At 72.0% G+C, this 25,372-nt stretch carries 23 protein-coding genes; 7 read left to right on the top strand and 16 right to left on the bottom strand.

Annotated elements, in window-relative coordinates:
• Positions 1-166 precede the first annotated feature (166 nt).
• Both rpmA and rplU read right to left on the bottom strand, forming a co-directional pair.
• Positions 167-418, bottom strand: coding sequence for a 50S ribosomal protein L27 (rpmA, locus tag BEP24_RS03330; RefSeq protein ID WP_065960235.1), 252 nt, complete (start codon positions 416-418; stop codon positions 167-169).
• Positions 419-432: 14 nt separating this feature from the next.
• Positions 433-741: a 50S ribosomal protein L21 gene (rplU, locus tag BEP24_RS03325; protein ID WP_065960233.1), complete on the bottom strand. Its 309-nt coding sequence runs from the start codon at positions 739-741 to the stop codon at positions 433-435.
• Between the two features lie 178 nt (positions 742-919).
• Here rplU and BEP24_RS03320 point away from each other — a divergent pair, with 178 nt between their 5' ends.
• Positions 920-1,192 carry a DUF4031 domain-containing protein gene (locus BEP24_RS03320; protein ID WP_065960231.1) on the top strand — a complete coding sequence of 91 codons (273 nt, stop codon included), beginning with the start codon at positions 920-922 and terminating at the stop codon, positions 1,190-1,192.
• 116 nt (positions 1,193-1,308) lie between these two features.
• Here the strand turns inward: BEP24_RS03320 and BEP24_RS03315 are convergent, their stop codons facing one another.
• Together BEP24_RS03315 and BEP24_RS03310 are read right to left on the bottom strand one after the other, a co-directional pair.
• Entirely contained in the window at positions 1,309-2,133 is an 825-nt protein-coding gene (locus tag BEP24_RS03315; RefSeq protein WP_141693337.1) for a hypothetical protein, read from the bottom strand.
• A 157-nt stretch (positions 2,134-2,290) separates the two neighbouring features.
• Entirely contained in the window at positions 2,291-5,305 is a 3,015-nt protein-coding gene (locus tag BEP24_RS03310; RefSeq protein ID WP_065960228.1) for an Rne/Rng family ribonuclease, read from the bottom strand.
• Between the two features lie 359 nt (positions 5,306-5,664).
• Here BEP24_RS03310 and BEP24_RS03305 point away from each other — a divergent pair, with 359 nt between their 5' ends.
• Positions 5,665-6,267: a vitamin K epoxide reductase family protein gene (locus tag BEP24_RS03305; protein ID WP_253181549.1), complete on the top strand. Its 603-nt coding sequence runs from the start codon at positions 5,665-5,667 to the stop codon at positions 6,265-6,267.
• A gap of 87 nt (positions 6,268-6,354) precedes the next feature.
• Here the strand turns inward: BEP24_RS03305 and BEP24_RS03300 are convergent, their stop codons facing one another.
• The 5 genes from BEP24_RS03300 to ileS are packed head-to-tail and all read right to left on the bottom strand — an operon-like array spanning position 6,355 to position 12,897.
• A complete protein-coding gene (locus BEP24_RS03300) occupies positions 6,355-7,203 on the bottom strand; it encodes a thioredoxin domain-containing protein (RefSeq protein WP_083230032.1) in 849 nt (282 codons plus the stop codon).
• 14 nt (positions 7,204-7,217) lie between these two features.
• Positions 7,218-7,637: a nucleoside-diphosphate kinase gene (gene ndk / locus BEP24_RS03295; RefSeq protein ID WP_065960223.1), complete on the bottom strand. Its 420-nt coding sequence runs from the start codon at positions 7,635-7,637 to the stop codon at positions 7,218-7,220.
• Positions 7,638-7,670: 33 nt separating this feature from the next.
• Positions 7,671-8,087, bottom strand: a complete 417-nt coding sequence (locus BEP24_RS03290; protein WP_065960221.1) for a DUF4233 domain-containing protein — start codon at positions 8,085-8,087, stop codon at positions 7,671-7,673.
• Positions 8,084-9,631 (bottom strand): folylpolyglutamate synthase/dihydrofolate synthase family protein, encoded by a 1,548-nt coding sequence (locus tag BEP24_RS03285; protein ID WP_171898712.1) that lies wholly within the window; start codon positions 9,629-9,631, stop codon positions 8,084-8,086. The genes BEP24_RS03290 and BEP24_RS03285 overlap by 4 nt, the downstream gene beginning before the upstream one ends.
• Positions 9,628-12,897, bottom strand: coding sequence for an isoleucine--tRNA ligase (ileS, locus tag BEP24_RS03280; protein ID WP_065960219.1), 3,270 nt, complete (start codon positions 12,895-12,897; stop codon positions 9,628-9,630). The genes BEP24_RS03285 and ileS overlap by 4 nt, the downstream gene beginning before the upstream one ends.
• Positions 12,898-13,155: 258 nt before the next feature.
• On the opposite strand from ileS, the gene BEP24_RS03275 reads away from it, so the two are divergent.
• Positions 13,156-14,190, top strand: coding sequence for a cation diffusion facilitator family transporter (locus BEP24_RS03275; protein ID WP_065960215.1), 1,035 nt, complete (start codon positions 13,156-13,158; stop codon positions 14,188-14,190).
• Between the two features lie 79 nt (positions 14,191-14,269).
• Here BEP24_RS03275 and BEP24_RS17385 read toward each other — a convergent pair whose 3' ends face one another.
• The 6 genes from BEP24_RS17385 to BEP24_RS16835 all read right to left on the bottom strand — a co-directional run bounded on the left by BEP24_RS17385 (position 14,270) and on the right by BEP24_RS16835 (position 18,233).
• The gene (locus tag BEP24_RS17385) at positions 14,270-14,914 is read right to left on the bottom strand and encodes a TetR/AcrR family transcriptional regulator (RefSeq protein ID WP_171898711.1); all 645 of its coding nucleotides are present in this window, start codon (positions 14,912-14,914) and stop codon (positions 14,270-14,272) included.
• A gap of 34 nt (positions 14,915-14,948) precedes the next feature.
• Positions 14,949-15,272: a hypothetical protein gene (locus tag BEP24_RS03265; RefSeq protein ID WP_141693336.1), complete on the bottom strand. Its 324-nt coding sequence runs from the start codon at positions 15,270-15,272 to the stop codon at positions 14,949-14,951.
• Positions 15,259-15,885, bottom strand: a complete 627-nt coding sequence (locus tag BEP24_RS16850; protein WP_141693335.1) for a hypothetical protein — start codon at positions 15,883-15,885, stop codon at positions 15,259-15,261. Before BEP24_RS16850 ends, BEP24_RS03265 begins: the two co-directional genes overlap by 14 nt.
• Positions 15,882-17,738 carry an alpha/beta fold hydrolase gene (locus BEP24_RS17380; protein WP_065960209.1) on the bottom strand — a complete coding sequence of 619 codons (1,857 nt, stop codon included), beginning with the start codon at positions 17,736-17,738 and terminating at the stop codon, positions 15,882-15,884. Before BEP24_RS17380 ends, BEP24_RS16850 begins: the two co-directional genes overlap by 4 nt.
• Positions 17,739-17,826: 88 nt before the next feature.
• A complete protein-coding gene (locus BEP24_RS03255) occupies positions 17,827-18,015 on the bottom strand; it encodes a hypothetical protein (protein ID WP_065960206.1) in 189 nt (62 codons plus the stop codon).
• Positions 18,012-18,233: a hypothetical protein gene (locus BEP24_RS16835; protein WP_216093098.1), complete on the bottom strand. Its 222-nt coding sequence runs from the start codon at positions 18,231-18,233 to the stop codon at positions 18,012-18,014. The genes BEP24_RS03255 and BEP24_RS16835 overlap by 4 nt, the downstream gene beginning before the upstream one ends.
• A 131-nt stretch (positions 18,234-18,364) precedes the next feature.
• Between BEP24_RS16835 and BEP24_RS03250 the strand changes: the two genes are divergently transcribed.
• The 4 genes from BEP24_RS03250 to BEP24_RS03235 all read left to right on the top strand — a co-directional run bounded on the left by BEP24_RS03250 (position 18,365) and on the right by BEP24_RS03235 (position 23,545).
• Positions 18,365-20,005 carry an ABC transporter substrate-binding protein gene (locus BEP24_RS03250; RefSeq protein ID WP_065960203.1) on the top strand — a complete coding sequence of 547 codons (1,641 nt, stop codon included), beginning with the start codon at positions 18,365-18,367 and terminating at the stop codon, positions 20,003-20,005.
• Positions 20,006-20,145: 140 nt separating this feature from the next.
• Positions 20,146-21,066 (top strand): ABC transporter permease, encoded by a 921-nt coding sequence (locus BEP24_RS03245; protein ID WP_253181548.1) that lies wholly within the window; start codon positions 20,146-20,148, stop codon positions 21,064-21,066.
• Positions 21,063-21,944, top strand: a complete 882-nt coding sequence (locus BEP24_RS03240; protein ID WP_083230031.1) for an ABC transporter permease — start codon at positions 21,063-21,065, stop codon at positions 21,942-21,944. Before BEP24_RS03245 ends, BEP24_RS03240 begins: the two co-directional genes overlap by 4 nt.
• Positions 21,941-23,545: an ABC transporter ATP-binding protein gene (locus BEP24_RS03235; protein WP_065960199.1), complete on the top strand. Its 1,605-nt coding sequence runs from the start codon at positions 21,941-21,943 to the stop codon at positions 23,543-23,545. The genes BEP24_RS03240 and BEP24_RS03235 overlap by 4 nt, the downstream gene beginning before the upstream one ends.
• Before the next feature lie 171 nt (positions 23,546-23,716).
• Here BEP24_RS03235 and proP read toward each other — a convergent pair whose 3' ends face one another.
• Entirely contained in the window at positions 23,717-25,291 is a 1,575-nt protein-coding gene (proP, locus tag BEP24_RS03230) for a glycine betaine/L-proline transporter ProP (RefSeq protein WP_253181547.1), read from the bottom strand.
• Between the last annotated feature and the right edge of the window lie 81 nt (positions 25,292-25,372).

The following is a 25,372-nucleotide window of genomic DNA, read 5'->3' as shown; positions in this document are numbered from 1 at the left end:
GGTGTGTCCGCGAAGGTGCGGGCAGATCGGCCCGCGAGGGCGCGGGCCGGTGTGCCCGCGAGGGTGCGGGCCGGTGTGCCCGCGAGGGTGCGGACAGGTCGGCCCGCGGAAAGCGAAGGAGGGGCGGGCACTCGGCCCGCCCCTCCAACTGAGAACGCTTCGTCGACTACGCCGCGACGATGTTGACGACCTTGCGGCCGCCCTTGGTGCCGAACTCGACCGCACCGGCCGAGAGGGCGAACAGCGTGTCGTCGCCACCGCGGCCGACGTTGGCGCCCGGGTGGAAGTGGGTGCCACGCTGGCGGAGGATGATCTCCCCGGCGTTGACGACCTGGCCACCGAAGCGCTTCACGCCGAGGCGCTGTGCGTTCGAGTCACGACCGTTGCGAGTGGAGCTCGCACCCTTCTTGTGTGCCATCTTCTACTCCCGCCTTACGCGATCGAGGTGATCTTGACGCGGGTCAGCTCAGCGCGGAAACCCTGACGCTTCTTGTACCCGGTCTTGTTCTTGAACTTCTGGATGACGACCTTCGGACCGCGGAGGTCCTCGAGCACCTGTGCGGTGACGGTGACGCCGGCGAGCTCGGAAGCGGCCGACGTGATCTTGTCACCGTCCACGAGGAGCACCGGCGCGAGGTCGATGTTGCCCTTGTCGTCGGCCTTGGCACGGTCGATCGTGAGGATGGTGCCGACCTCGACCTTCTCCTGACGGCCGCCGGCGCGCACTACTGCGTAAACCACGTGGAAATCCTTACGTACTCTGCTTGAGGGAAGTCTCGGGTGCCCACTTCTGCACGAGCGGCTCCCGGTAGGCCGGGCCCGATCGGCGACGCAGGCAGAACGGCCCGCTGACACCAGGGGTCGAGAATACTCGATCCCCCTAGGTCCGGTCAAACGGCGACACACGTACGATCGATCCGTGACCGTCCTGATCGACCCGCCGAGCTGGCCCGCGCACGACACGGTGTGGTCCCACCTGGTCAGCGACGCGTCGTACGACGAGCTCCACGCCTTCGCGCACCGTGCCGGGATCCCGCGTCGTGCGTTCGACCACGACCACTACGACGTGCCCCTCGCGCGCTACGACGAACTCGTCGCGGCCGGGGCCACCGCGGTGAGCGGTCGGGAGCTCGTGCTCCGGCTGATCGCGAGCGGGCTGCGGGTCGCGCAGCGCGACAAGCGCGCCGACTGAGACCGCGGGCCGGCACGCGGCGTCGGCCGGGAGGCGCGGCGCACCGCCGACACGTCGGTCCGGCTCCGCCTCGCCTCGTCTCGCCAACGGGTGCCGGGACGGGTGCGGATCTGTGCTCAGCGCGGTGCCGGCGGCTGCCAGGGCCGGGGCTGCTGCTCGGGCTGCGGCGCCCCGTGCTGCCCCTGCTCGGCCTGCGACGTCCCCTGCGGCCCCTGCGGCCCCTGCGCGGGGCCCTGGCCCCACGGGGCCTGCTGCGGCGTCTGCTGCCCCCGTACGGGCTGCTGCGGGTCCTGCTGCCCCCACAGCTGCTGCGGGTCCTGCTGCGGCCACGCCTGCGCCCCGGGCTGCGGAGCGGGTCGACGGCCCGGCTGCGGCTGTCCCCACGCCTGGCCCGGCTGCTGCACCGTCGCCGACGGCACCGCGTCGGCGGGCCGCACCGTGCCAAGACGCCCCGAGCCGCCACGGGCACCGGGACGAGCGCCTCCCGGGCGTCCGGTCCAGAGCCACGCGACGGTCGCGGTGCCGAGGAGCATGAGGGTGAACGGCACGCCGTTCGCCAGCGGGCCCGTGACGACGGCCGCGACGGTCCGGCCCCCCGCCCCGGGACGGCCGAGGTCGACCAGCGCGGTGGCCATCCCCACGAGCACGAGCGCCACGGTCCCGGCGGCGCCGGCGAGCAGCGCGCGGACCAGCACGGTCGGCAGCGGGCTGCGGCGGGCGATCGGCGTCAGGAACGCGAGCGCGAGGAAGGTGACCAGGTAGTACGGCAGCGGCGCGGTGAACACGCCCGTGACGAAGCTGCCGAGCAGGGACGCACCGGTGCCGGCGTTGCCGAACGGGTGCACCACGAGGGTCGTCCCGACCAGCGACGCCAGGCCCGAGACGAACTCGACGAGGACGATCGAGACGACCGCGATGAGCGCACTCGTGGTGTTCGCCACCGAGGCCCCGGGTGCGACGGCACGCCGCGGGTCACCGGCGGGACGACCCCGTCCGGTGGGCCCGGCGGGGATCCGGTCCCCCGGAGCGGGCTGTCCCCAGCCCGCTCCGTGGGATCCGGTGCCGTGCTGCCGGCCGGGGCCCGCCGGGTCGGTCACGTCAGTTGCCCACGATCACGGCACCGTCGTCGGGCGTGTCGCCCGCGTCGGTGGCGGTGTCCGCGGTGGCCGGAGCGCTGATGCTCGGCGACGAGACGCGACGCGAGCGGGAGCGACCCTGGCCGGGCTGCTTCGGCTCGGGGAGTGCCTGCAGCACCGAGTCGAGCAGGGACTCGGCATCGCCGGTCACCGGTCGGGGCTCGCGCTTCGTGACGGCGACCGGGATGTCCAGGATCGCGACCGTGGTGTCGGCCGGCGTCACCGTGGCGCTCGAGCTCGCCCGACGACGAGCCGGGGCCTTGACGGGCTCGGCGGCGGCGGTCGGCGCGGAGGCCGAGGTGACCGGCGCGGGCGCCTGCTCGGCTGCCCGTGCCGCGGGCGTGGACTCGGACCGACCGGACGTGGCTGCCGGACGCTCCTCGGCCGCCGGGGTCTGCTCGGCGCCGACGGTCCCGCCTGCGCCGTTGCCGCCGCGGCCACCGCGACGACGACGACGCTTGCCGGACGACTGCTCGCCGCCCTGCGACTGGCCCTGCGACTGGTCGGCCTCGTCCGGTGCGGACACCGGGGTGGCGGTCGACGCGGGCGACGCCGGAGTCTCGGCTGCCGGTGCGGCCGCTCCCCCGCGGGGGTTCGCGATGCCGGTCCGGGGTGCGTCGGACTCCTCGTGGGGCAGCGTCGAGGCGGCGATGCGCGACAGGGCGTTCTTGACGTCCTCGGTGATCTGGTGCGCCGCGCCGCCGCCGTTCGAGCCGGTGCCGTTCGACGAGCCGTTCGAGGACCCACCGTTCGACCCGTTGCCCGAGCCGTTGCCGCCGGTGCTCCGGGCCTTGCGACGGCCCTTGGTCGGACCGGGGTCGGCGTTGTTGTCGTTCACCTGCGCGTTGACCTCGTCGAGGGACTCGCGGAGGCCGACGCCGATCTTCTTGCGGGTCATCTGCACGAGGCCGAGCGAGGTGACCTCGGCGACCTGGTGCTTCGTCCGGTCGCGGCTCAGGCACTCGACCAGACGACGGAGGACCAGGTCGCGGTTCGACTCGAGCACCATGTCGATGAAGTCGACGACGATGATGCCGCCGATGTCGCGCAGACGCAGCTGGCGGACGAGCTCCTCGGCGGCCTCGAGGTTGTTCTTCGTGACGGTCTCCTCGAGGTTGCCGCCGGATCCGACGAACTTGCCCGTGTTGACGTCGACGACGGTCATCGCCTCGGTGCGGTCGATGACGAGCGAGCCACCCGACGGCAGCCACACCTTGCGGTCGAGCGCCTTGGCGATCTGCTCGTTGAGGCGGTACTCCTCGAAGGAGTCCGGGCCGTCGTACAGCTCGACGCGGTCCTTGAGGTCCGGCGCGACGGCGTCGAGGTAGTCCTCGATGACCCCGCGCGCGGCGTCGCCGTCGATGATGAGCTTCGTGAAGTCCTCGTTGAAGACGTCGCGGACGATCTTCACGAGCAGGTCGGGCTCGGAGTGCAGCATGACCGGCGCGTGGCCCCCGGCGACCTTCTTCTGGATCGCCTCCCACTGGCTGGTCAGGCGCTGCACGTCGCGGGTGAGCTGCTCCTCGGTCGCGCCCTCGGCGGCCGTGCGGACGATGACGCCGGCGTGCTCGGGCAGGACCTCCTTGAGGATCTTCTTCAGCCGGGCACGCTCGGTGTCGGGCAGCTTGCGCGAGATGCCGTTCATCGAGCCGTTCGGCACGTACACGAGGTAGCGGCCGGGCAGCGAGACCTGGCTGGTGAGCCGGGCACCCTTGTGGCCGACCGGGTCCTTCGTGACCTGCACGAGCACCTTGTCGCCCGGCTTGAGGGCGGCCTCGATGCGACGGCCGTGGTTGCCGGTGTCGACCGACGCCCAGTCGACCTCGCCCGCGTACAGGACCGCGTTGCGCCCGCGGCCGATGTCGACGAACGCCGCCTCCATCGAGGGCAGCACGTTCTGGACCTTGCCCAGGTAGACGTTGCCGATGAGCGAGACGTTGTGCGACTTCGTGACGTAGTGCTCCGCGAGGACGTTGTCCTCGAGCACACCGATCTCGATCTTCGACGAGCTGGACCGCACGATCATCTGGCGGTCGACGCTCTCGCGGCGCGCGAGGAACTCGTCCTCGGTGATCACCTGGCGACGACGACCGGCGTCGCGACCGTCACGGCGACGCTGCTTCTTCGCCTCGAGGCGGGTCGAGCCCTTGATGCGCTGCGGCTCGGTGATGAGCTCCGGCTCGCGGCGGCGCGGCTCCTGGTGGTCGCGCGGCGCGCGCTGCTCGCGGTCGGCGCTCGTGCCACGACGGCGGGAGCGGCGACGGCCGCCGCCCTGCTCGTCGTCGTCCTCGTCGTCGTCGCGGTCGTCCCGCTCGTCGCGCGGGGCGCGGACGGGCACCTCGGGCAGCACCGGCGCGTGGAAGATCAGGCTGAGGGTGCTCGTGGCCCGCGGGACGAACGGCTCGTCGGACGCCTCGTCGGACGCGTCGGCCGTCTGCACGGCGGCGTCCGGACGGGAGGCGCGCCCCGCGTCGTCCGGCACGTCGCCCCCGGCGGTGGTCGGGTCGGCAGCGGTCGCACCTGCTTCGTCCTGCGTCCCGGCGGCCTGCGCCCCGTGCGCGTCGGCACCGGTGACGAGGGCGCCGACGCCGTCGCTGCCCACGCCGTCGGACGCCGCCCCGACGACCGGCAGGTCCCCGGTCAGCGTCGAGACGTCGTGCGGCTCACCGGACGCAGCGGCGACCGGGTCGACCGCGACCGGGACGGTCGTTCCGTCCTGCGCCACGACCGAGGACGGTGCCTCGGTCCCGTCCTGCACCGCTGCCGCGTCAGCGGCGGAGGTGTCGGGCGACGCGACGCGCTCGTCGGTCGCCGCGTCGGCGGGGAGGGTGACCCCGTCGGTGTCGGTCGTCGTCCGGTCGACGTCGCCACGGGCCTCCAGGCCGCCCGACCGCGCTCGGCGGCTGCCGAACAGGCGGCCGCGGCGCTTCGGCGTGGCGTCGTCGTTGGTCGTGTTGTCGGTGTTCTGCTCCACCATTGGTCTGGTGCACTCCTTGACCCCGCTCGCGCCCTGACGGGCGGCGGGAACTCTGCTCGTACCCTGTCGGGCACGGGAACCTTCGGTTGTGACGAGCGGCGTCCACGCCCCCGTCGTCGCTGTCTTGTGACCGGTGTCCGTCATCTTCGTACGGTCCGCGCCGGTTCCGCGGCGGACACCCGGTCCACGCGGATTCGGCGTCGGAGTGACGCACGTCCGGTCACGGTGCGCTCTCACCGCACCTGTTGCCCGGGCTGGGCCCGGGAAGCTCTGCTCGTCGCACGGTCGGACCGCGCGACTCGGCCATTGTCGCACGCCCTGCCAGGGAAGGGCCGGAACGGGCGTGCGAAGATGACGCGGTGAGCACGAGCGCAACCACGCACCGTCGTCCGATCGCGATGGCGGTCCTCCTCATCGTCACCGGCGCCGTCGCGCTGTACGCCGCCTTCCGCCTGGTGCTGGACGAGTTCCAGAAGTACGAGAACCCGCAGGCGGTCCTGAGCTGCGACGTCAGCCCGTTCGTGAACTGCTCGCAGGTCATGACGAGCTGGCAGGGGTCGCTGTTCGGCTTCCCGAACCCGCTCATCGGCGTGATGGGCTTCGTCGCGCCGATCGCGGTCGGCGTGATGCTGCTCGCCGGCATGCGGAACGGCCACCGGTGGTTCTGGATCACGTTCAACGCGGGCGTGTTCCTCGCCTGGGTGTTCGTCACCTGGCTGTTCACGCAGACCGTGTGGGTCATCGGCTACCTGTGCCCGTGGTGCCTGCTCGTCTGGTCGATGACCATCCCGATGTTCTGGGTCTTCACGATCTGGAACGCGGCGCAGGGGCGCTTCGGTGCCGGGCTGCAGCGCACGGGCCGGACCCTGCTGCCGTTCTCGTGGGCGTTCGTGCTCGCGAACTACGCGGTGGTCGTCGTCTGCATCCTGGTCGTCTTCCCCCGGGTGCTCAGCACGCTCTGACGGCTGCGACCGCGGTCGACGCGTCCGCACGACGCACGACGCCCCCGCTCCCTGGTCGGGAGCGGGGGCGTCGTCGGTGGTGGGGCGTTACTTCGCCGCTGCCTCGATCGTCGAGACGACGTCGGTCAGGCTGTCCACGCGCTTGCCGTTGACGAGGATCGTCGGCGTCCCGAAGCCCTGCGGGCCCGCGACCGAGGAGTCCTGCAGGACCTCGTTCGTCGACTTCGTGACCCAGCCCTTGTAGTGCTCGCTGGACAGGCACTCGGAGATGTCCGAACCGGTGGCGCCGCCGGCCTTCACCAGGTCGGCGATCTCGGCGTTCGTCAGGCCCTTCGTGCCCTCCTCGGGCTGCTTCTCGAAGAACTGCTGCTGCACCGACAGGAACTTGTCCGGGGCGAAGTTCGCGACGCACATGGCGGCGTTCGCGGCACGGCTGGCGTAGCGCGAGCCGAGGTAGCTGCGGTCGAGGATCGACACGGGGTGCACCTCGAGGGTCGCCTTGCCGTCCTTGACCAGGTCGTTCACCTGGTCGCCGTAGGTGGTCTCGAACTGCTTGCACACCGGGCAGGCCCAGTCGACGTACTCGACGACCTTGACGGTGCCGTCGTCGTTCGCGGTGGCGACCGGCGACGGGGTGCCGTCGGCGGGGACGCCCTTCGTGGTGACGGGGGCCATCTCGCCGTTGCCGCCGGTGAACTGGATGCCGCCGGTGACCATGTTCTTCGGGCCAGCGGCCGAGGTGCTGCCGCCGCTGTTGACGTTCACCACGACGATGGCGACGATGGCCGCGACCGCCACGATGCCCAGGCCGATGCCGCCCTGGAGGAACCACTTGTTGCGGCGCTTGCGGCGCTTCTCGGCGTCGGCGCGCTGCCGGGCGACCTCACGCGCGTGCTGGCGCCGCTCGTTCTTGGTCGGTCGGTCGTTGTTCGTCACGTCGTCTCCCCGTCTCAGGCGAACCAGAGCGCGAGCTCGCGCGCGGCGGACTCGGGGCTGTCGGACCCGTGCACCAGGTTCTGCTGCACCTTGAGGCCCCAGTCGCGGCCGAGGTCGCCGCGGATGGTGCCGGGCGCGGCCGTGGTCGGGTCGGTGGTGCCGGCGAGCGAGCGGAAGCCCGCGATCGCGGCGTTGCCGGCGACGCGCACGGCGACGACCGGACCGGACTGCATGAACTCGACGAGCGGCTCGAAGAACGGCTTGCCCTGGTGCTCCTCGTAGTGCTGGTCGAGCAGGTCACGGGGCGCCGTCAGCATCTTCAGGTCGACGATCTCGTAGCCCTTGGCCTCGATCCGGCGGAGGATCTCACCGGTGAGCTGGCGGGCGACGCCGTCGGGCTTGACGAGGACGAGGGTCTCTTCGAGATCGGACACGCAGGTCTCCTGTTTCGTGGTCGATGTGGGGGGTCAGCCCTCGCCCGCGGCGGCCCGGCGCGCGGCGTTCAGACGGTCGAGCTGACCGCCCTTGACGAAGCAGAAAACCCACAGCGCCAGGAACACCACCGCGACCGCGAACATGAACGGTTCGATGAAGCCGGTGGCGAGGATGGCCGCCTGCAGCAGCCACCCGAACACTACACCGGCGGGCTTGTCGGTCAGGCGTGAGGCGACTGTGAGGACGACGATGGCGGCGATGCCGCCGCCGAACGCCGCGAGGGGCGGGAGCGTGCCCTTGCCGTACACGACGAGCATCGGGAAGAAGAACATGATCGCCTCGAGCACGAGGGCGATCGACAGCAGGCTCTCCCGTGCTCCGCGGTCGCGTCGCGGCTTCCGTACGCGCGGCTGGCGACCCGGTCGGGAGGCCCGTGGTGCGTCCGTCACTTCGCCTCCCCCTCGGAGTGGACCAGGTCCATGACCGCGCCCACCATGACGACCGACCCGGCGACGAGCACGAGCGCGTCCTCGGCGTCCGCCTCGTCCGCGAGGTCGCGGGCTTCCCGCAGTGCCTGTGCGAGCGACGGCTCGACGACGACCCGGTCCTCGCCGACCTCGGCGACGACGACCCGGGCGAAGGCGTCCGCGTCGAGCGCGCGCTCCCCCGGCGGCTGCGTCACGACGAACGTCTGCACGGTGTCCCGGAGCGCGCGGACGAACCCGCGGGCGTCCTTGTCGGCGAGGATCCCGACGACGCCGACGACGTGCCCGGAGGGGAACGCGACGGGCAGCGCCGCGGCGAGTGCGCGGGCACCGTGCGGGTTGTGCGCGGCGTCGACCACGACGGTCGGCTCCTGCGCGATCGGCTGCAGGCGGCCGGGGCTCGTCGTCCCGGCGAGGCCCTCGGACAGCACGTCCTCGTCGAGGGCCTGCGACCCGCGGCCGAGGAACGACTCGACCGCGGCGATCGCGACGGCGGCGTTCTGCGCCTGGTGGCGCCCGAAGAGCGGCAGGAACAGGTCGTCGTACCGGCCGGCGATGCCCTGCACGGTGACGAGCTGCCCGCCGACCGCCGGGGTCACGTCGAGCACCGAGAACCCGGCGCCCTCGACCGTGAGCGTCGACTCGGTGAGCTCGACGGCGCGCTCGAGCTCGGCGAGCGCCTCGGGCGCCTGCGCGCTCGACACGACCGCCGAGGACGGCTTGACGATGCCCGACTTGGTGCGGGCGATCTCGGCGACGGTGCCGCCGAGCTGCTTGGCGTGGTCGATCGCGATCGGGGTGAACACCTGGACCTGGCTCTGCACGACGTTCGTGGAGTCCCACTCGCCGCCCATGCCGACCTCGATCACGGCGACGTCGACGGGTGCCTCGGCGAAGCACGCGAGCGCCAGGACGGTCAGCGCCTCGAAGAAGGTCAGCGGCTGCTCGCCCTTCGCGGTGAGCTCGGCGTCGGTCATCTCGAGGATCGGGGTGATGTCGTCCCAGTTCTCGACGAAGCGCGCCGGCGCGATCGGCTCGCCGTCGATGACGATGCGCTCCCGGATCGACACCAGGTGCGGGCTCGTCATGAGCCCGGTGCGCAGACCGTGGGCGCGGACGATGCTCTCGGTCATCCGGGCGGTCGAGGTCTTGCCGTTCGTGCCGGTGAGGTGGACGACCGGGTACGCGAGGTGCGGGTCGCCGAGGAGCTCGACCGCGCGCCGGGTGGCGTGCAGCCGGCGTTCCGGGGCCTGCTCGCCGATCCGGGCGTACAGGGCCGCCTCGACCCGCCGGACCTCGTCGTCGTCCCCGCCGTAGGGCAGGACGGCGCCGGGGGCCTGGTCGCCCGCTGGGCCGACCGGGATCGCGACGCCGTCGGCGCCGCCGTCGGCGACGGAGCCGTCGGCGTGCCCGCCGGACCCGTCGGACTCGTCGTGACGATCGTCGTCGTGCTCGTCGTCGTACTGGTCGTCGTACTGGTCGCTGTCGTACTGGTTGCTGTCGCTCATGCGCGTGCCACCTCCACGGACACCTTCGCTGCGGCACCGACGTCGGTGCCCTCGCCGTCGGCGAAGGCACGTTCGGCCACGTGCACGGTCGTCGCGAGGGTCTCCCCCGCGATGAGTTCCTGGTGCGCCCGGACCGCGGCACCCGCGGTCGCGTCGACACCGAGCGTCAGGGTGATGCGGTCGCTGACGTCGAGGTCGGCGTCGCGACGGGCCTGCTGCACGGCGCGGACGACGTCGCGTGCGAGCCCCTCGGCCTCGAGCTCCGGCGTCGTCACGGTGTCGAGCACCGCGAAGCCGCCGCCGTCGAGGAACGCCACCGCGACGGAGTCGTCCGCCGCGGTGAGGTCGAGCGAGTACTCACCCTCGACGAGGTCGACACCGCCGACGGTGACGCCGGTGTCGGTCGCGACCCAGTCACCGCGCTTGGCGGCCGGGATGACCTGCTGCACCTGCCCGCCGATGCGGGGACCGGCGGCGCGGGCGTTGACGGTGAGCTTCCGCTCGATCCCGTACCGGCCGAGCGAGGACTCCTCCTGCTGCTCGAGGACGACGCGCTTGACGTTGAGCTCGTCGCGCAGGATGTCGGCGAAGTCCGCGATCGCGTCCGGGTCCGGCACCACGAGGGTGAGCGTCGCGAGGGGCAGCCGCACGCGCTTGCCGGTCGCCTTGCGGAGCGCGAGGCCCTTCGACGCGACGTCACGGACGCGGTCCATCGCCGCGACCAGGGCGTCGTCGGCGGGGAACTCGGCGGCGTCCGGGAAGTCCTCGAGGTGGACGCTGCGTCCGCCGGTCAGGCCCTTCCAGACCTCCTCGGTGACGAGCGGTGCGAGCGGTGCGGCGACGCGGGTGAGCGTCTCGAGCACGGTGTACAGCGTGTCGAACGCCGCCTGCGCCTCGGGCGAGGAGCCGGCACCGAGCCAGAACTTGTCGCGGGAGCGCCGGACGTACCAGTTCGTCAGGACGTCGGCGAAGTCACGCACGGCCTGCGCCGCGAGCGGGGTGTCGAGCGCGTCGAGGTGCGTCGTGACGTCCTCGACGAGCACACGGGTCTTCGCGAGCAGGTACCGGTCGAGCACGTCGGTGCTATCGGTGCGCCGCGTTGCCTGGTACCCCGACTCCCCCGAGGCGTTCGCGTACAGGGTGAAGAAGTAGTAGGTCGACCAGAGCGGCAGCAGGAACTCGCGGACGCCCTGGCGGATGCCCTCCTCGGTGACGACGAGGTTGCCGCCGCGGATCACCGACGACGACATGAGGAACCAGCGCATGGCGTCGGCGCCGTCGCGGTCGAACACCTCGGACACGTCCGGGTAGTTCCGCAGGCTCTTCGACATCTTCTGGCCGTCCGAGCCGAGGACGATGCCGTGGCTGATGACGTTCCGGAACGCCGGGCGGTCGAACAGCGCGGTGGACAGCGCGTGCATGACGTAGAACCAGCCGCGGGTCTGCCCGATGTACTCGACGATGAAGTCGGCCGGGCTGTGGCTGTCGAACCACTCGCGGTTCTCGAACGGGTAGTGCACCTGGGCGTACGGCATCGAGCCCGAGTCGAACCACACGTCGAACACGTCGGTGATCCGGCGCATGGTCGACCGCCCGGTCGGGTCGTCGGGGTTCGGCCGGGTCAGCTCGTCGATGAACGGGCGGTGCAGGTCGACCTCGCCCTCCGCGTTCAGCGGGAGCCGACCGAAGTCGCGCTCGATCTCCTCGAGCGAACCGTAGACGTCCTGGCGCGGGTACGCCGGGTCGTCCGAGACCCACACCGGGATCGGCGTGCCGAAGTAGCGGTTGCGCGACACCGACCAGTCGATGGCGTTGCCGACCCACTTGCCGAACTGGCCGTCCTTGACGTTGTCCGGCACCCAGTTGACGTCCTGGTTCAGCTCGCCCATGCGGTCGCGGAACGCCGTGACGCGGACGAACCACGACGAGACGGCCTTGTAGATGAGCGGCTTGCGGCAGCGCCAGCAGTGCGGGTAGCTGTGCTCGTACGAGGCCTGGCGGAGCAGACGACCGGCCTCGCGCACGGCCTTGGTCAGCGGCTTGTTCGCATCGGACCAGAGCATGCCGGCGACCTCGCCGAACCGCGACGTGAAGACGCCGCCCTCGTCGAGCGAGAGCACCACGGGGATGCCCGCCGCGGCGCAGACCTCCTGGTCGTCGGCGCCGTACGCCGGGGCCTGGTGCACGATGCCCGTGCCCTCGCCCGTCTCGACGTAGTCGGCGACGAGGATCCGCCAGGCGTGCTCGTAGCCCTCCTGGTCGGCGAGGTGGTCGAACAGGCGCTCGTAGGCGACGCCGTCGAGCTCGGCGCCGGCGACCGTGCGGAGCACGGCGGCGAGCGCGTCGTCGGCCGACTCGTAGCCGAGGTCCTTCGCGTGCGCGGCCACGGTGTCGGACGCGAGCAGGTACCGGGCGGAACCGGCGTCGCCACCGTCAGCCGCGCCTCCCGGCCCGGCCGGCACGACCGCGTAGGCGATCTCCGGACCGACCGCGAGCGCGGCGTTCGTCGGCAGCGTCCAGGGGGTCGTCGTCCAGGCGAGTGCCCGCACGCCGGCCAGGTCGAGCGCCTCGGCGCGGTCCCCGCGCAGCGGGAACGTGACCGTCACCGACTGGTCCTGCCGCATCTGGTAGACGTCGTCGTCCATGCGGAGCTCGTGGTTCGACAGCGGCGTCTGGTCGTTCCAGCAGTAGGGCAGCACGCGGAAGCCCTCGTACGCGAGGCCCTTGTCCCAGAGCTGCTTCCACGCCCACAGCACGCTCTCCATGAAGGTGACGTCGAGGGTCTTGTAGTCGTCCTCGAAGTCGACCCAGCGCGCCTGGCGGGTGACGTACGCCTGCCACTCGTCGGTGTAGCGGAGCACCGACTGCTTGGCCGCGGCGTTGAAGACGTCCACGCCCATCTCGTCGATCTCGCGCTTCTCGGTGATCCCGAGCTGCCGCATCGCCTCGAGCTCGGCGGGGAGCCCGTGGGTGTCCCAGCCGAACCGGCGGTGCACCTGCTTGCCGCGCATGGTCTGGTAGCGCGGGAAGACGTCCTTGGCGTACCCGGTCAGCAGGTGCCCGTAGTGCGGCAGGCCGTTCGCGAAGGGCGGGCCGTCGTAGAACGTCCACTCGGTGCAGCCCTCGCGCTGGTCGATGGACGCCTGGAACGTGTCGTCGCGCTTCCAGAACGCGAGGATCCCCTGCTCGACGGCGGGGAAGGACGGCGACGGGGTGACGCCGGCCGCGCTCGTGTCGTCAGCGGGTCGGTTCAGTGGGTAACGCACCGGGGGCTCCTGTGGTCGGACGGAACTGGGGGTTCGGTCGATCTCCACGAGGACGGAAGCACTGCTCCGCGGTACCACCTCGTTTGCCGTCGGTGCTGGTGCTGCCGACGACCGCTCGTTGTCCGGGTGCGGTGCGGCCCGGTCCGCCCGGTTCTACTGACGGCCGTGCTGCTGCCGCGTTCTTCCGGAGGCTCACCGGTGATGGCCGGTTCGACGCCTGTCCGGGCGAGTCTACCGGACGCCGAGCATGCTGGAGGGATGCCCGAACCTGAGAAGCAGGACCGTCCGGAGTCCCTGCTCACCGTCGTCATCGCCTTCGCCGCCAACCTGCTCGTCGCCGTCGCCAAGACGATCGCGTCCGTGCTCACCGGGTCGGCGTCGATGACCGCGGAGGCCGCACACTCGTGGGCCGACACGGGCAACGAGGTCTTCCTGCTCGTCGCCGAACGGCGCGGTGCGAAGCAGCGCGACACGAAGCACCCGCTCGGGTACGGCCGGGAGACGTACATCTGGTCGATGTTCGCCGCGTTCGGCCTGTTCACCGCCGGGGCGGTCGTGTCGATCTGGCACGGGATCACCGAGCTCGGCGAGACCGGGCCCGCCGAGGACGTCGTCCTCAACTACGTCGTGCTCGGCATCGCGTTCGTGCTCGAGGGCACGAGCTTCGTGCAGGCCTACCGGCAGGCGCACGGTGCCGCGACGAAGCGCCGGGTGCCCGTGCTCCGCCACGTGCTGCAGTCGTCGAACCCCACGCTCCGGGCCGTCTTCGCCGAGGACGCCGCGGCGCTGGTCGGGCTCGTGATCGCGTTCCTCGGCGTGCTCCTGCACCAGCTCACCGGGCTGGCGGTGTTCGACGCCGTCGGGTCGATCGCGGTCGGGATCCTGCTCGGTGTCGTCGCGATCGTGCTCATCGAGCGCAACCGTCGGTTCCTGCTCGGCGAGGCGACCTCCCCGGAGCTCGAGGACGCCGTGCTCACCGAGCTGCTGCGGCGCGACGAGGTGGAGCGGGTCACCTACCTGCACCTGGAGTTCGTCGGGCCCTCGCGGGTGTTCCTGGTCGCGGCCGTCGACCTGGAGGGCAACGAGGACGAGGAGCACGTCGCGGTGCGGCTGCGTCGTGTCGAGGCGTCCCTCGAGACGAGCCAGTACATCGAGGAGGCGATCCTCACGCTGTCGCTGCCCGGCGACGCGTCCCTCGCGGGGAGGAACCGTGGACCGGCGCCCGCGACCGTGCGGGACGGCACGGCGGAGGACGTCGCCGCGGGCGGTGCGGGGACGCTGCGGACCGAGTGACGACCGGCGACCGCGGCCCGGGTGGTCGGCGGTCCGTCCGACCTTCCGACCGTCCGAGCCGGGTGCCGGCGCCCGTGGCTCAGCGCGCGTCGAGGCCCGCGGCCACCGGGGTGAGCGCCGCCCCGACGTACTCGACGAGCGGACGGCGGGCGACCCCGTCCGCGACCCAGACCCCGAACGCCGCCGCGGCAGCGCCGAGCATCGCGCCCGAGACGGTCTGCGGCCAGAGCGACGCCGGGTGCTCCCCCGTGCGTCCCCCGACGAACGCGGCGACGGCCGCGTGCTGCGCCGTGACCCGGGCAGCCACGCTCGCGACGAGCTCGTCGCCGATGCCCATCACCTCGGCCTGCGCGATCGCCCACGGCACCCGCTCCGGGTCGTGGGACCGGGCGGTCGCGAGCAGCGCCTGCTCCACGGCCCGCACGGCCGATGGCTCGGTCGACGCCGCGAGGTGCGAGGGCAGCGACGCGACCGCGGCGTCGAGCTCGAGCCAGAGCACGTCGGACTTCGACGCGAAGTAGTTGAAGAACGTGGCGCGGCTCACCCCGGCGCGGGCCGCGACGTGGTCGACCGTGGTCCGCGCGTAGCCCTGCTCGAGGAACAGCTCGGCGGCCGCGTCGGCGAGGACCTCGGCGCTGGACCGTCGGGGGCGGCCACCGCGGCGCATCGTCTCGTCCATGTCCTCAGTAAACCGGGTGACGCCGCTGCCTCCGAATCGGATCACGCCGGGCGCCCCGACGGCCGGTCGCCCTCCGCCACTAGTGGCGCTTCGACCTGGCTATCCGTCGGTGCAACGGTGGCTCGCCGAAGATGCCGGCGAAAAGGACGACGAGCGACCCGAACGTGCCCCATGCCCAGCGCGCGTCACCCGTCGCCGCCCACCACGACACCACGGAGAGCAGGGCCGCGACCACCACGAGCGCACTCGCCCCGACGCCCGCCGCCCCACTCCCCGGCTCAGCGCAGTCCGTGACCCAGCGCCGGAAGGAGTCGACGAGGCCCGAGACGGTGTGCAGGACGACGAGTGTGGCCGCGACGCACTCGACCACCGCCACGGTCCCCAGCGCATCAGCGATCCCCATGGGCGGCTTCCTCTCTTCCGTCGCCACGAGGACGACGAACACGTCTTCCGGGCTCGTGCTGGCCGGCGGCTTGAGCATCCGCGTCGAGCTCGAACGGGCTCGATGTGAACACGACTTCTGGTGCCACGCGGTCATCTGATCCCGCGTAACGCACGAGTGCGAGTTGATGCGGGACGTCAGGTGCCCCGACCGCGCGGAGATCAGCGATGGCCCAAGCGCGGAGCACCTTGAAGGCAGGTCGATGCTCGATGCGACTCGGATCCTCGATGTCGAGCAACGGGAGGAGATCTCCACACAGGTCGAACAGGGCCTTGTCCGCGCGGCGGCCCGGGAACCACACCGCATGGATCAGACGACGTTCGGGGATCGGGCGGGGTCTCGTCCACACGGTAGGCCTGCCGTCCGGCGCGAGCGGCCTGGTGTACACCGCGAAGTCGTGCTGCGCCGGGGTCGGCGCGAAGAACCGCCAGTTCGGTACGACGCCGAACCAGTCGCGCGATCGTGCTCGGCCGAACGATGCGCTCGGGACCTGTCCGAACAGGGTGACGACGATCCCTGCCGCGGCGAACAACGTGATCAGAGCGTTGACTGCCCGCCGGTCCTTTCGCATCACGATGACTCGCGCCCCCCAGAACAGCTCCGATCCACCTCGTCGAACAGGTCGCACGTTGTTCGTGCGATGGTTGAGACCGCTCCCGCATCACCGAGGATTTCGTCGTGTCGGACGCGCTCGAGCATCACCAGAGGTCTCCGCGCTCCTCCGACCATCTGCGCGAGCTCCTCGTGGAGGCTCTCCTGAACTGGGTCCTCTCGGAGTGATCGACGGGCGGACACTACCCTGGTCGGGAGCCGTGACGGCGAGGGGGAGCCGGTTTCGATGAGCACCTCTCGTGCGGCCCGCCACTCGGCACGGACGCGCCGCCAGTGCCCGGAGGATCGGTATTGCACGAGCGCGGCTCGGCGCTCGTCGGAAGACAAACGCTTCATCCACATCGGCGCTTCGATGAGGAATCCCAGACCGACCGCGGTCGCGACTCCGAACAGCTGCATGGCGCAATCGATTGATGCGAGGGTCGCTCGCTTTTTCGACGAGCGGACCATCTCGCCGGGATGCGTGGGGTCGAGCAAGAGCACTCCGTCGGCCGGAGCTCCGTGGTGCGCCACCGCGCGGCGCACCACTTCTGCACCCAAGGAGTAACCCAGGAGCACGATCGGACCTTCATCGTGGCTCCGGATTGATCGCACGACGTCCGCGAGCTCGGCTGCCCTGACATCGAGCAAGCTCCTCGGCTCGGATTCGGCCCCGATCCGACAACGGGTCACCAACCTAAGGCCACCCCTCGCGAGTTCGCTCCTGACCACCGATGCCTCCTGCTCGAGGGTCCCCAGACCGCCCTCGAAGATGACGATGCCCCGGCTCGACTGACGAAGGTGCACGCCTTCTCCCCCCTCGCACCAGCCCGGCAGCACGAGGTCCTGCCGGCGCTCGTTCGCCCGTTGTAGGTCGACCTCCGCTCGACGCTGTCCGAACGCGAACGCCCCGACTGTCGCCGCCGTCAAGACGATGACGATGCAGGGGAAGGTGGGCCCAGGGCGACGTGCGTTCGCGTGGGAAACGTAGAGAACGAATGGGTGCAACGAGAGGAAGCTCGGCAAGAACCGCCCCAAACCCATCGCCGCGGCGTTCGCGGCGTGGAAGCCGATCGCGCAGAGGAGCATCGTGCGAACGACCCATGGGGCAGCGACGAAGACGATCGGGAAGGCGCATTCGAACAGGAGCACCGCCGTGGAGACGGCGCGGACAGCGAAAGGGTGCGTCCTCATCCACGACCAGACGAGCGGGCTTCCGTACGTGTGCGTTCTCATGATCCCGGACAGCGCCTCCTCCGATCGCCAGTCCGGGCCAGCGAGCTTCGCGAATCCTGCGACGGAGTAGGACATCGCGTTCTGCATCGCCAGCGCCCAGAGGAGCGGGGCACGCGTTCGTTCAGAGCCACAAGCACCGGCGACCCCGGCCGTGAACTGGCTCATCGCCGTGACCTGGTCCGCGCCGTCACTACCGAGTCGGCTGACGGGGTAGAGGAGTCCAGTGATGAGGCCTGAAGCCGCCGACGCGATGTTCCTGCACGGCGCGGTTGACGGTGCGGCTAGGACGTAGAGCGAGAGCAGCGCTCGGGCAGCGTGCAGGGATGTGCGGACTGGGGTGGGGCCAGTTGCCCGGACGGCGAGCTGCACTGCCCGGGGTGCACGATCGTACGAGTGCTGGGAGTGCTCCCACTCCATCCGGAGGCGGGAGCGCTTCCCGCTGTCGATGAGGACGGACAGGGCCTCGAGCGACGCCATGAGGGACGCGACCGCAGAGCAGCGTTGTGAAGCGCTGATCACGCGCTCCGCATCGAGATGGGCGGGGCTCGTGAACCGGTGGACGAGCCAGCGGATCGGGCTCGACGGGTGCCGCGGCTTCATCTTCCCCTCCTCGCGCTGCTCGCAAAGAGAGCTCCCTCCCTGCGCTCGCCTTCGCGCTCCGGTCTCGATGAGGTCGGCGCGAGCACTGTCATCCCGCGTTCGCACCCGCGTTGTAGGCGTTGATGATCGCCGAGCTGAAGGCAACCCCCGCCATGAAGGCAGTCGGTGTCGTGAGGACGGGCACGGCTTCTCGCGCCCAGAGTTGCGCACTGAACTCCCGCTGGGTCTGGGGGAAAGCCTGGAGCGCTCGATTGACTGCGGCGTCGAGGTTCGTCATCCGACTGCCTTCCCGACGGCGTATGCGCCGACGACGGCGGTGGCCCCGGCTGTGAACGCGGCCCCCTGAGCCGCGTAGCCGACCACGGCTGCGTACCCGATCGCAACCGCAGCGGGAGTCGTCAACACGGGCTCCGGCTCACGATGAGAGACGTACGCTCGCTCCGTCTCGATGCGAGCAAGCTCTCGATTGACTGCTGCGTCCAACGTCGACAGCATCGAATCCCCTCCTGTCGGATGTCTCGCGGGTGGTCACTCGCGCGCCACCTGTATATCAAGTATCAAACGAGTCGTGCAACAAATGCGATCCCGTCCACCCGACATCCCGCTACGATCGACTGGTGCACCCGATGGACTCAGTACAGAAACCCCGGCGAGCCGGGCGTCGCCCCACCTCCATCGCGGGAGCCGCCGCCCTCCTCCTCGCCCTGACCGCCTGCACCGGCGGCGGCGCGGCGACCTCGGCCAGCACGCCGCAGACCGGCGGGACGCTGACGTACGCGTCCGGCGACGCCGAGCCGACCTGCCTCGACCCGCACGTCGGCGGCAACTACCCGCAGGCCCTGCTGTCGACGCAGTTCGTCGAGGGGCTCACCGCGCTCGACGACGGCAAGCCCGTCCCGGCCCTCGCCCGGTCGTGGACCACGAGCGACGACGGCACGACGATGACCTTCGCGCTCCGCGACGACGTCACGTTCTCCGACGGCACCCCGTTCGACGCGGCGGCGGTCGTCGCGAACATCGAGCACGTGCAGGACCCGGCGACCGCGTCGAGCACCGGCTACCTGGCACTGCAGTCGATCACGAAGGCCACGGCGACCGACGACCACACCGTCACGCTCACCCTGAGCCGGCCGGACAGCGCACTGCTCGAGTCCTTCTCGCAACCGTGGGTCGGGATGGAGTCCCCGAAGGCCCTGCAGCGCCCGCAGGCGACGAACTGCGAGTCGCCGGTCGGCACCGGTCCGTTCACCGTCACCGCCTGGAAGCACGGCGACCGGGTCACCCTGGCGAAGAACACCCGCTACACGCCGCTGACCGGCTCGACGAAGCCGCGTCTCGACGGCATCACGTGGCGCTTCCTGCCCGACTCGACCTCGCGCTACGCCGCGCTCCAGTCCGGGCAGGTCGACGTGATCGACAACGCCCAGCCGGACCAGCTGAAGGCCGCCTCGGCGAAGGGCGCGATCCGTGACCTCGACGCCCCGCGGCCCGGTGCCTCGAACCGCCTCGAGCTGAACTCCGGCCACGGCGTCTTCCGCGACGAGGCCGTCCGCAAGGCGTTCATCGCGGGCGCCCAGGTCGACCCGGGCCTGCGCAGTCTGTTCCTCGGCACCGCGGAGCGCTCGTACTCGGTGCTGTCCAGTGTCGAGCCGTTCGCGTACTCCGACCCGAGCCTGTTCCGGTACTCGCCGTCGAAGGCGAAGGAGCTCCTCGACGAGGCCGGCTGGAAGGTCGGCAGCGACGGCGTGCGCGAGAAGGACGGCCAGCGCCTCACCGTCACCTTCCCGGTGTCGACGAACCAGTCGGTCCCGGCCGAGCGCAGCCTGTTCCAGCAGGTCCAGGCGTCCGAGAAGGCCGTCGGGTTCGACGTCCGGATCGAGGAGCTCGACCTGTCCAGCTGGTACGCGGCCCTCGCGGGGAACCAGTACGACGTGGTCAGCGCCCCGTACACGAAGGTCGGCGCGGACGTCCTCCGCATCCTGTACGACAGCGCGAGCATCGAACCGGCACCGTCCGGCTACTTCGCGAACCTCGCGCAGCTCGACGACCCCGAGGTCGACCGACTCGTCGAGCAGGCCGCACGGACGTCGGACACCGCGGAGCGCGGCAAGCTCTACGAGCAGGCACAGCGGCGCATCCTCGCGAGCGGCACGGTGCTGCCCCTGTACGACCAGCAGAACCACTTCCTGTACCGCTCCGCGGTGCACGGCATCCGCACCACGGCCGTCTCGACGCCGTGGTTCGGCACCGCGTGGATCGACCGCTGACGCGGTCAGCGGCCGGGAGGCCCGTCCCGCGTCGGGAGCGCGGCGGGCTGCCCGCCGGGTGGTCGGGTTGGTCGCTGTGGGGACTCCGTCGCGCGGCCGGCGGTGTCGGGGTGCTCTGGGCCGTCGCGACGATCGTCTTCGTGGCGATCCGGCTGATCCCGGGTGACCCGGCACTGGCGATCCTCGGCGGTCCGGGCTCGCAGGCCTCGGCCGAGGCCGTCGCCCGGGTCCGCCAGGACTACGGTCTCGACCAGCCCGTGCTCGTGCAGTACGCGGTGTTCCTCGGCCGGCTCGCGACCGGGCACCTCGGGGACTCGTACGCGTTCCGCACGCCCGTGGCGGGGCTGCTCGCGCAGCAGCTGCCGGTCACCCTGACCCTGGCGGTCGCGGGACTCGTCGTCGCCTGGGTCCTCGCGATCGGTGCGGCCTGGTGGTCGACGCAGCGCGGACGGGTCGCCGCGGCGCTCACCGGCGCGATCACCGTGACGGCGAGCGTCGTGCCGCACTTCTGGCTCGGCAGCGTGCTCATCGTGGTCTTCGCGAGCGGTCTCGGGTGGGTGCCGGCGGTGTCGGACGGCACCCTCGCCGGCTGGGTGCTGCCGGTGCTGACCGTCGCGGTGCCCGTCGCCGGCTACCTGGCCGAGACGGTGCGCGACGGGGTCGTCGACGCCCAGCGCTCCGCGTTCGCCCTCGCGGCGCGCGGTCGCGGCGAGTCGCCCGCGGGCCTGTTCGGCCGCCACCTGCTCCGGCACGCGGCCCTGCCCGGCATCGCCCTGTCCGCGTGGGCGTTCGGCTCGCTCGTGTCGGGCGCGGTCGTCGTCGAGTCGGTGTTCGCGCTCCCGGGCGTCGGACGCGCCCTCGTCGGTGCCGTGACGCAGCGTGACATGCCGCTCGTGACCGGGATCGCCCTCGTGTCCGCGGCCGCCTACGTCGTCGTGCTCGCCGTGGCCGACCTGGTCGAGCGGGTGGTCGACCCCCGGGGCGGGACGGCGGAGCGGTCCCGTGACGGCCGCCGCGGCGGCGCCCCGCGCCCGGCGCACACCGGGGCGGGCGTACGGTGAGCGGCATCGTCGACCCGCGCCTCCCGGCCGACACCCGTGACGGCGGCCGCGCCCGCCGGTCCGAGCGATCTCCTGGGGGGACGCTCGGGCCGGTCGGCACGGTCGCCGCGGCGGTGGTGCTGCTGGCGGTCGTCGCGGCGGTGTGGCCGGCGCTGCTCGGCGGCGGCGACCCGCTCGCCGTGCACCCGGAGGTGGCGCTCCAGGCGCCGTCGTGGGCGCACCCGTTCGGCACGGACGAGTCCGGACGGGACGTCCTCGGTCGGGTCGTCGCGGGCACGCGGGCCTCGCTCGTCGTCGGGGTCCTGGCCACCCTGGTGGGCGGCGCGGTCGGCGTCGTGCTCGGCACCGCGGCGGGACTCGGCGGTCGCCTGGTCGACGCCGTCGTCGGGCGGGTCACCGAGGTGGCGTTCGCGCTGCCGCTGCTCCTCGTCGCCCTCGTCGTGATCGCGGTCACCGGACCCGGGCCGGTCCCGGCGACGCTCGCCGTCGGCTTCGCGACCGCTCCCGGGTACGCCCGGATCGTCCGCGGGCTCGTCCGGACGGCCCGGCGGTCGCAGGTCGTCGAGACCGCGGTGCTGCAGGGTCGCCGACCCGCGCTGATCACCGTCCGCCACGTCCTGCCCGCCGCGCTCTGGCCGGTCGTCGCCGTCGCCACGCTCGGCGTCGGACAGGCCGTGGTGTGGGCCTCCGCGCTGAGCTACCTCGGTGTCGGCACCCCGCCGCCGGCACCCGAGTGGGGCGCGATGCTCGCCGACGGCCGGACCTACCTGCTCACCGCACCGTGGACGAGCACGTTCCCCGGCCTGGCGATCGTCGTGCTCGCCACGTCGGTCACGGTGCTCGGCCGCGCGGTCCGGCGGAGCGGAGCCGTGCGGTGAGCGTGCTGCAGGTCGAGGGGCTGACCGTCCGGGCCGGCGGCACGACCCTCGTGCACGACGTGTCGTTCACGGTCGAGCCCGGCGAGTGCGTCGCCCTCGTCGGCGCGTCCGGCTCCGGCAAGACCCTGACCGCGCGGGCCGTGCTCGGGCTCTCGGCCGCCGGGCTCACGGTCGACGCCGCGGCGCTCCGGCTCGACGGGCGCGACGTCCGCGGCCTGTCCGAGCGGCGGTGGCGGTCGGTGCGCGGAGCCCTGGTCGGCTACGTCGGCCAGGAGGCGCTCGGTGCGCTCGACCCGCTCCGACCGGTCGGCCGCGAGGTCGCCGACGCCCTGCGGCTGCACACCCGGACGACCGCCGCGGAACGGATCGACGCCGTCCGGGGTGCGCTGAGCGCGGTCGGCCTCGACCCGGACCTCGCGACCGACGGACGGCTGGCCGACACGCTGTCCGGCGGGATGCGCCAGCGGGCGCTCATCGCCGCGGCAACCGTCGCCTCCCCCGCCCTCGTCGTGGCGGACGAACCGACCACGGCGCTCGACGCGGCCGTCGCGGTCACCGTGATGGCGCAGCTCCGAGCGGCGCAGGAGCGCGGCGCCGGACTGCTCGTCATCACGCACGACCTCGGGCTCGTCGCCGGGTGGGCGGACCGCGTCGTCGTCGTCGACGGGGGCACGGTCGTCGAGCAGGGACCGGTCGAGCGGGTGTTCGCCGCCCCGCAGCACCCGACGACCGAGGCACTCGTCCAGGCGGCCCGCGCCGGGACGGTGCGGACCGCCCGCCCCGGCGACCCGACCGCCTTCGACACCGGTGCTCGGGCGGCCGGCGCGGACGCACCCGCCCTGCTCGCCGCGGACGGCCTGTCGCGCACCTTCGCCGAGGTGCCCGCCGTCGACGACGTCTCCCTCGCGGTGCGGCCCGGCCGGGTGCTCGGGGTGATCGGCGCCTCCGGCTCGGGCAAGACGACGGTCGCGCGGATGCTGCTCGGGCTCGAGGACCCCGACGCCGGCACGGTGACGCTCGACGGCGCGGCCTGGGCACCGCTGCCGGAACGCGACCGCCGGGCACGGCGACCCCGGCTCGCCGCCGTCGTGCAGGACCCGGGTGCCACGTTCGACGAACGCTGGACCGTCGAGCGCGTGCTCGCCGACGCGCTGTCCGACGGCCGGGAGCGCCGCGCACGCGGTCCGCTCGCCGACCGGGTGGACGACGCGCTCCGGCAGGTGGGGCTCGACCCGGCACTCCGGCCACGATCCCCCCGCACCCTGTCCGGCGGGCAACGGCAGCGGCTGGCGATCGCGCGGGCCCTCGCGACCGAGCCCGAGGTGGTCGTGCTCGACGAGCCCGTGACCGCCCTCGACGCGACCGTGCAGGACGCGGTGCTGACACTGCTCGAACGGCTCCGGGATGCGACCGGCGTCGCGATGGTGTTCGTGTCGCACGACCTGCGCGCCGTGCGACGGACGGCCGACGAGGTGCTCGTCGTGCACCGGGGGCGCGTGGTCGAGCACGGCCCCGCGGCCCGGGTGTTCGACGCACCGGAGCACCCCGAGACCGTGCGGCTGCTGCGCGCCGCGGAGCGGCTCGCCGCCGGCCCCGCCTGACACGCGGCCGCAGGCGCGCGCGGGAGCGGCCGCGGCCGCGGGTGCGGTTGCGGGCGCAGCCGCACCGGCGTCGCCGAGGCGCAGCGCCACCACGGACCGGACGCCACGACGGCCGGGAGGCGCGGTGCGGGACGGACCCGCACCGCGCCTCCCGGCCGGATGGTGACGCGCCTACGCGCCCGTCGGTTCCTTGTCCTGTCCCGCCGTCGGGGCGTCACCCGAGATGATCGGGATCTCGCTCGTCGAGAAGTCCTTCGCCCAGTCGGACTGCGCGAGCTCCGAGGTCGGGTCGTTGTAGTCCTTGATGACGTCGGCGATCTCGTCCTCGTGCGCGACCGTCGGGCCCGAGCCCATGAGCGGCGTCGCGGCGGTCTCCTTGGTGAAGTACACGGCGACGAGGCCGATCACCGCGGCGAGCATGAGGTAGAACGCGGGGATGTCCTCGGCCCACGACAGGCCGGCGTCCTTGGCACCCGCGATGAGCGCCTGCGTGGCGAGGGGCGTCGTGCCGCCGAACAGCGAGACGGACACGTTGAACGCGATCGCCAGGGCGCCGTAGCGGATGATCGTCGGGAACAGCGCCGGGAGCGTCGACGGCATGGTCGAGGTGAAGGTCACCAGGACCAGGCCGAGCAGCAGCAGGCCCGTGAAGACGCCGACACCCGTGCCGGTCTGGACGAGCTTGAGGGCCGGCCAGGACAGCACGATGAAGCCGATGCAGCCCGCGGCCAGGACCGGACGACGGCCGAACTTGTCGGACAGCCGACCGCCGAACGTGATGACGACCATCATGAGGATCATCACGATGACGATGAGGATCAGGCCGAACGTGGCGTTCTGGCCGAGGTTCGTCTCGAGGTACGTCGGCATGTACGACAGCAGCATGTAGTCGGTCACGTTGAAGACCAGCACGAGGCCGATGCAGACGATGAGCGAGCGCCAGTTCTCGGCGAACAGCTTGAGGAACGGGGTCTTCTGCGACTCGCGCTCGGCGGCCTGCTCCTGCTGCTTCTGGAAGGCCGGGGTCTCCTCGAGCTTGAGGCGCAGGTACAGCCCGATCAGGCCGAGCGGACCGGCGACGATGAACGGGATGCGCCAGCCCCAGCTGAGGAGCGCGTCCTCGGGCATCGCGTACTGCAGCACGGTGACGATCGACGCGCCGAGCACGTAGCCGGCCAGCGTGCCGAACTCGAGCCACGAGCCCATGAACCCGCGGCGCTTGTCGGGCGAGTACTCGGCGATGAAGGTCGCGGCGCCGCCGTACTCGCCACCCGTCGAGAAGCCCTGCACGAAGCGTGCGACGAGCAGCAGGACCGGGGCCCAGAAGCCGATCGTCGAGTACGACGGGATGAGGCCGATCATGAGCGTGCCGGCGGCCATCAGGATCATCGTCAGCGCGAGGACCTTCTGGCGGCCGATCCTGTCACCGATCGGGCCGAAGACGGCGCCGCCGATCGGGCGGACGATGAACGCTGCGGCGAAGAAGCCGAACGTCGCCACGAGGTTCGAGGTCGGGTCGCCCTCGGGCAGGAACACCTTCGAGATCGTGACCGTGAGGTACGCGAAGATACCGAAGTCGAACCACTCCATGGCGTTGCCGAGCGCGGCGGCGGCGACCGCGCGCTTGAGCAGCGACTCCTCGACGACGGTGACGTCGTCCTCGGTCAGCTTGCGGCGTGCGCGCTTCGCGGCGGCCTTCGTGCGCAACGGCCGGTCGCCGTGCGGATGTGCATCGTTCGGTGCCAAGTTCGTTCCTCCGGTAGTGCTGCGTCTTGCCTTCGGGCGTCCGGCGGAGAGCAACGATGCGGTCCCGACGGAACCCACGCT

This window comes from Curtobacterium sp. UCD-KPL2560 (assembly GCF_001705035.1).
Lineage (GTDB): Bacteria > Actinomycetota > Actinomycetes > Actinomycetales > Microbacteriaceae > Curtobacterium.
This window is presented reverse-complemented; position numbering and strand designations above follow the sequence as displayed.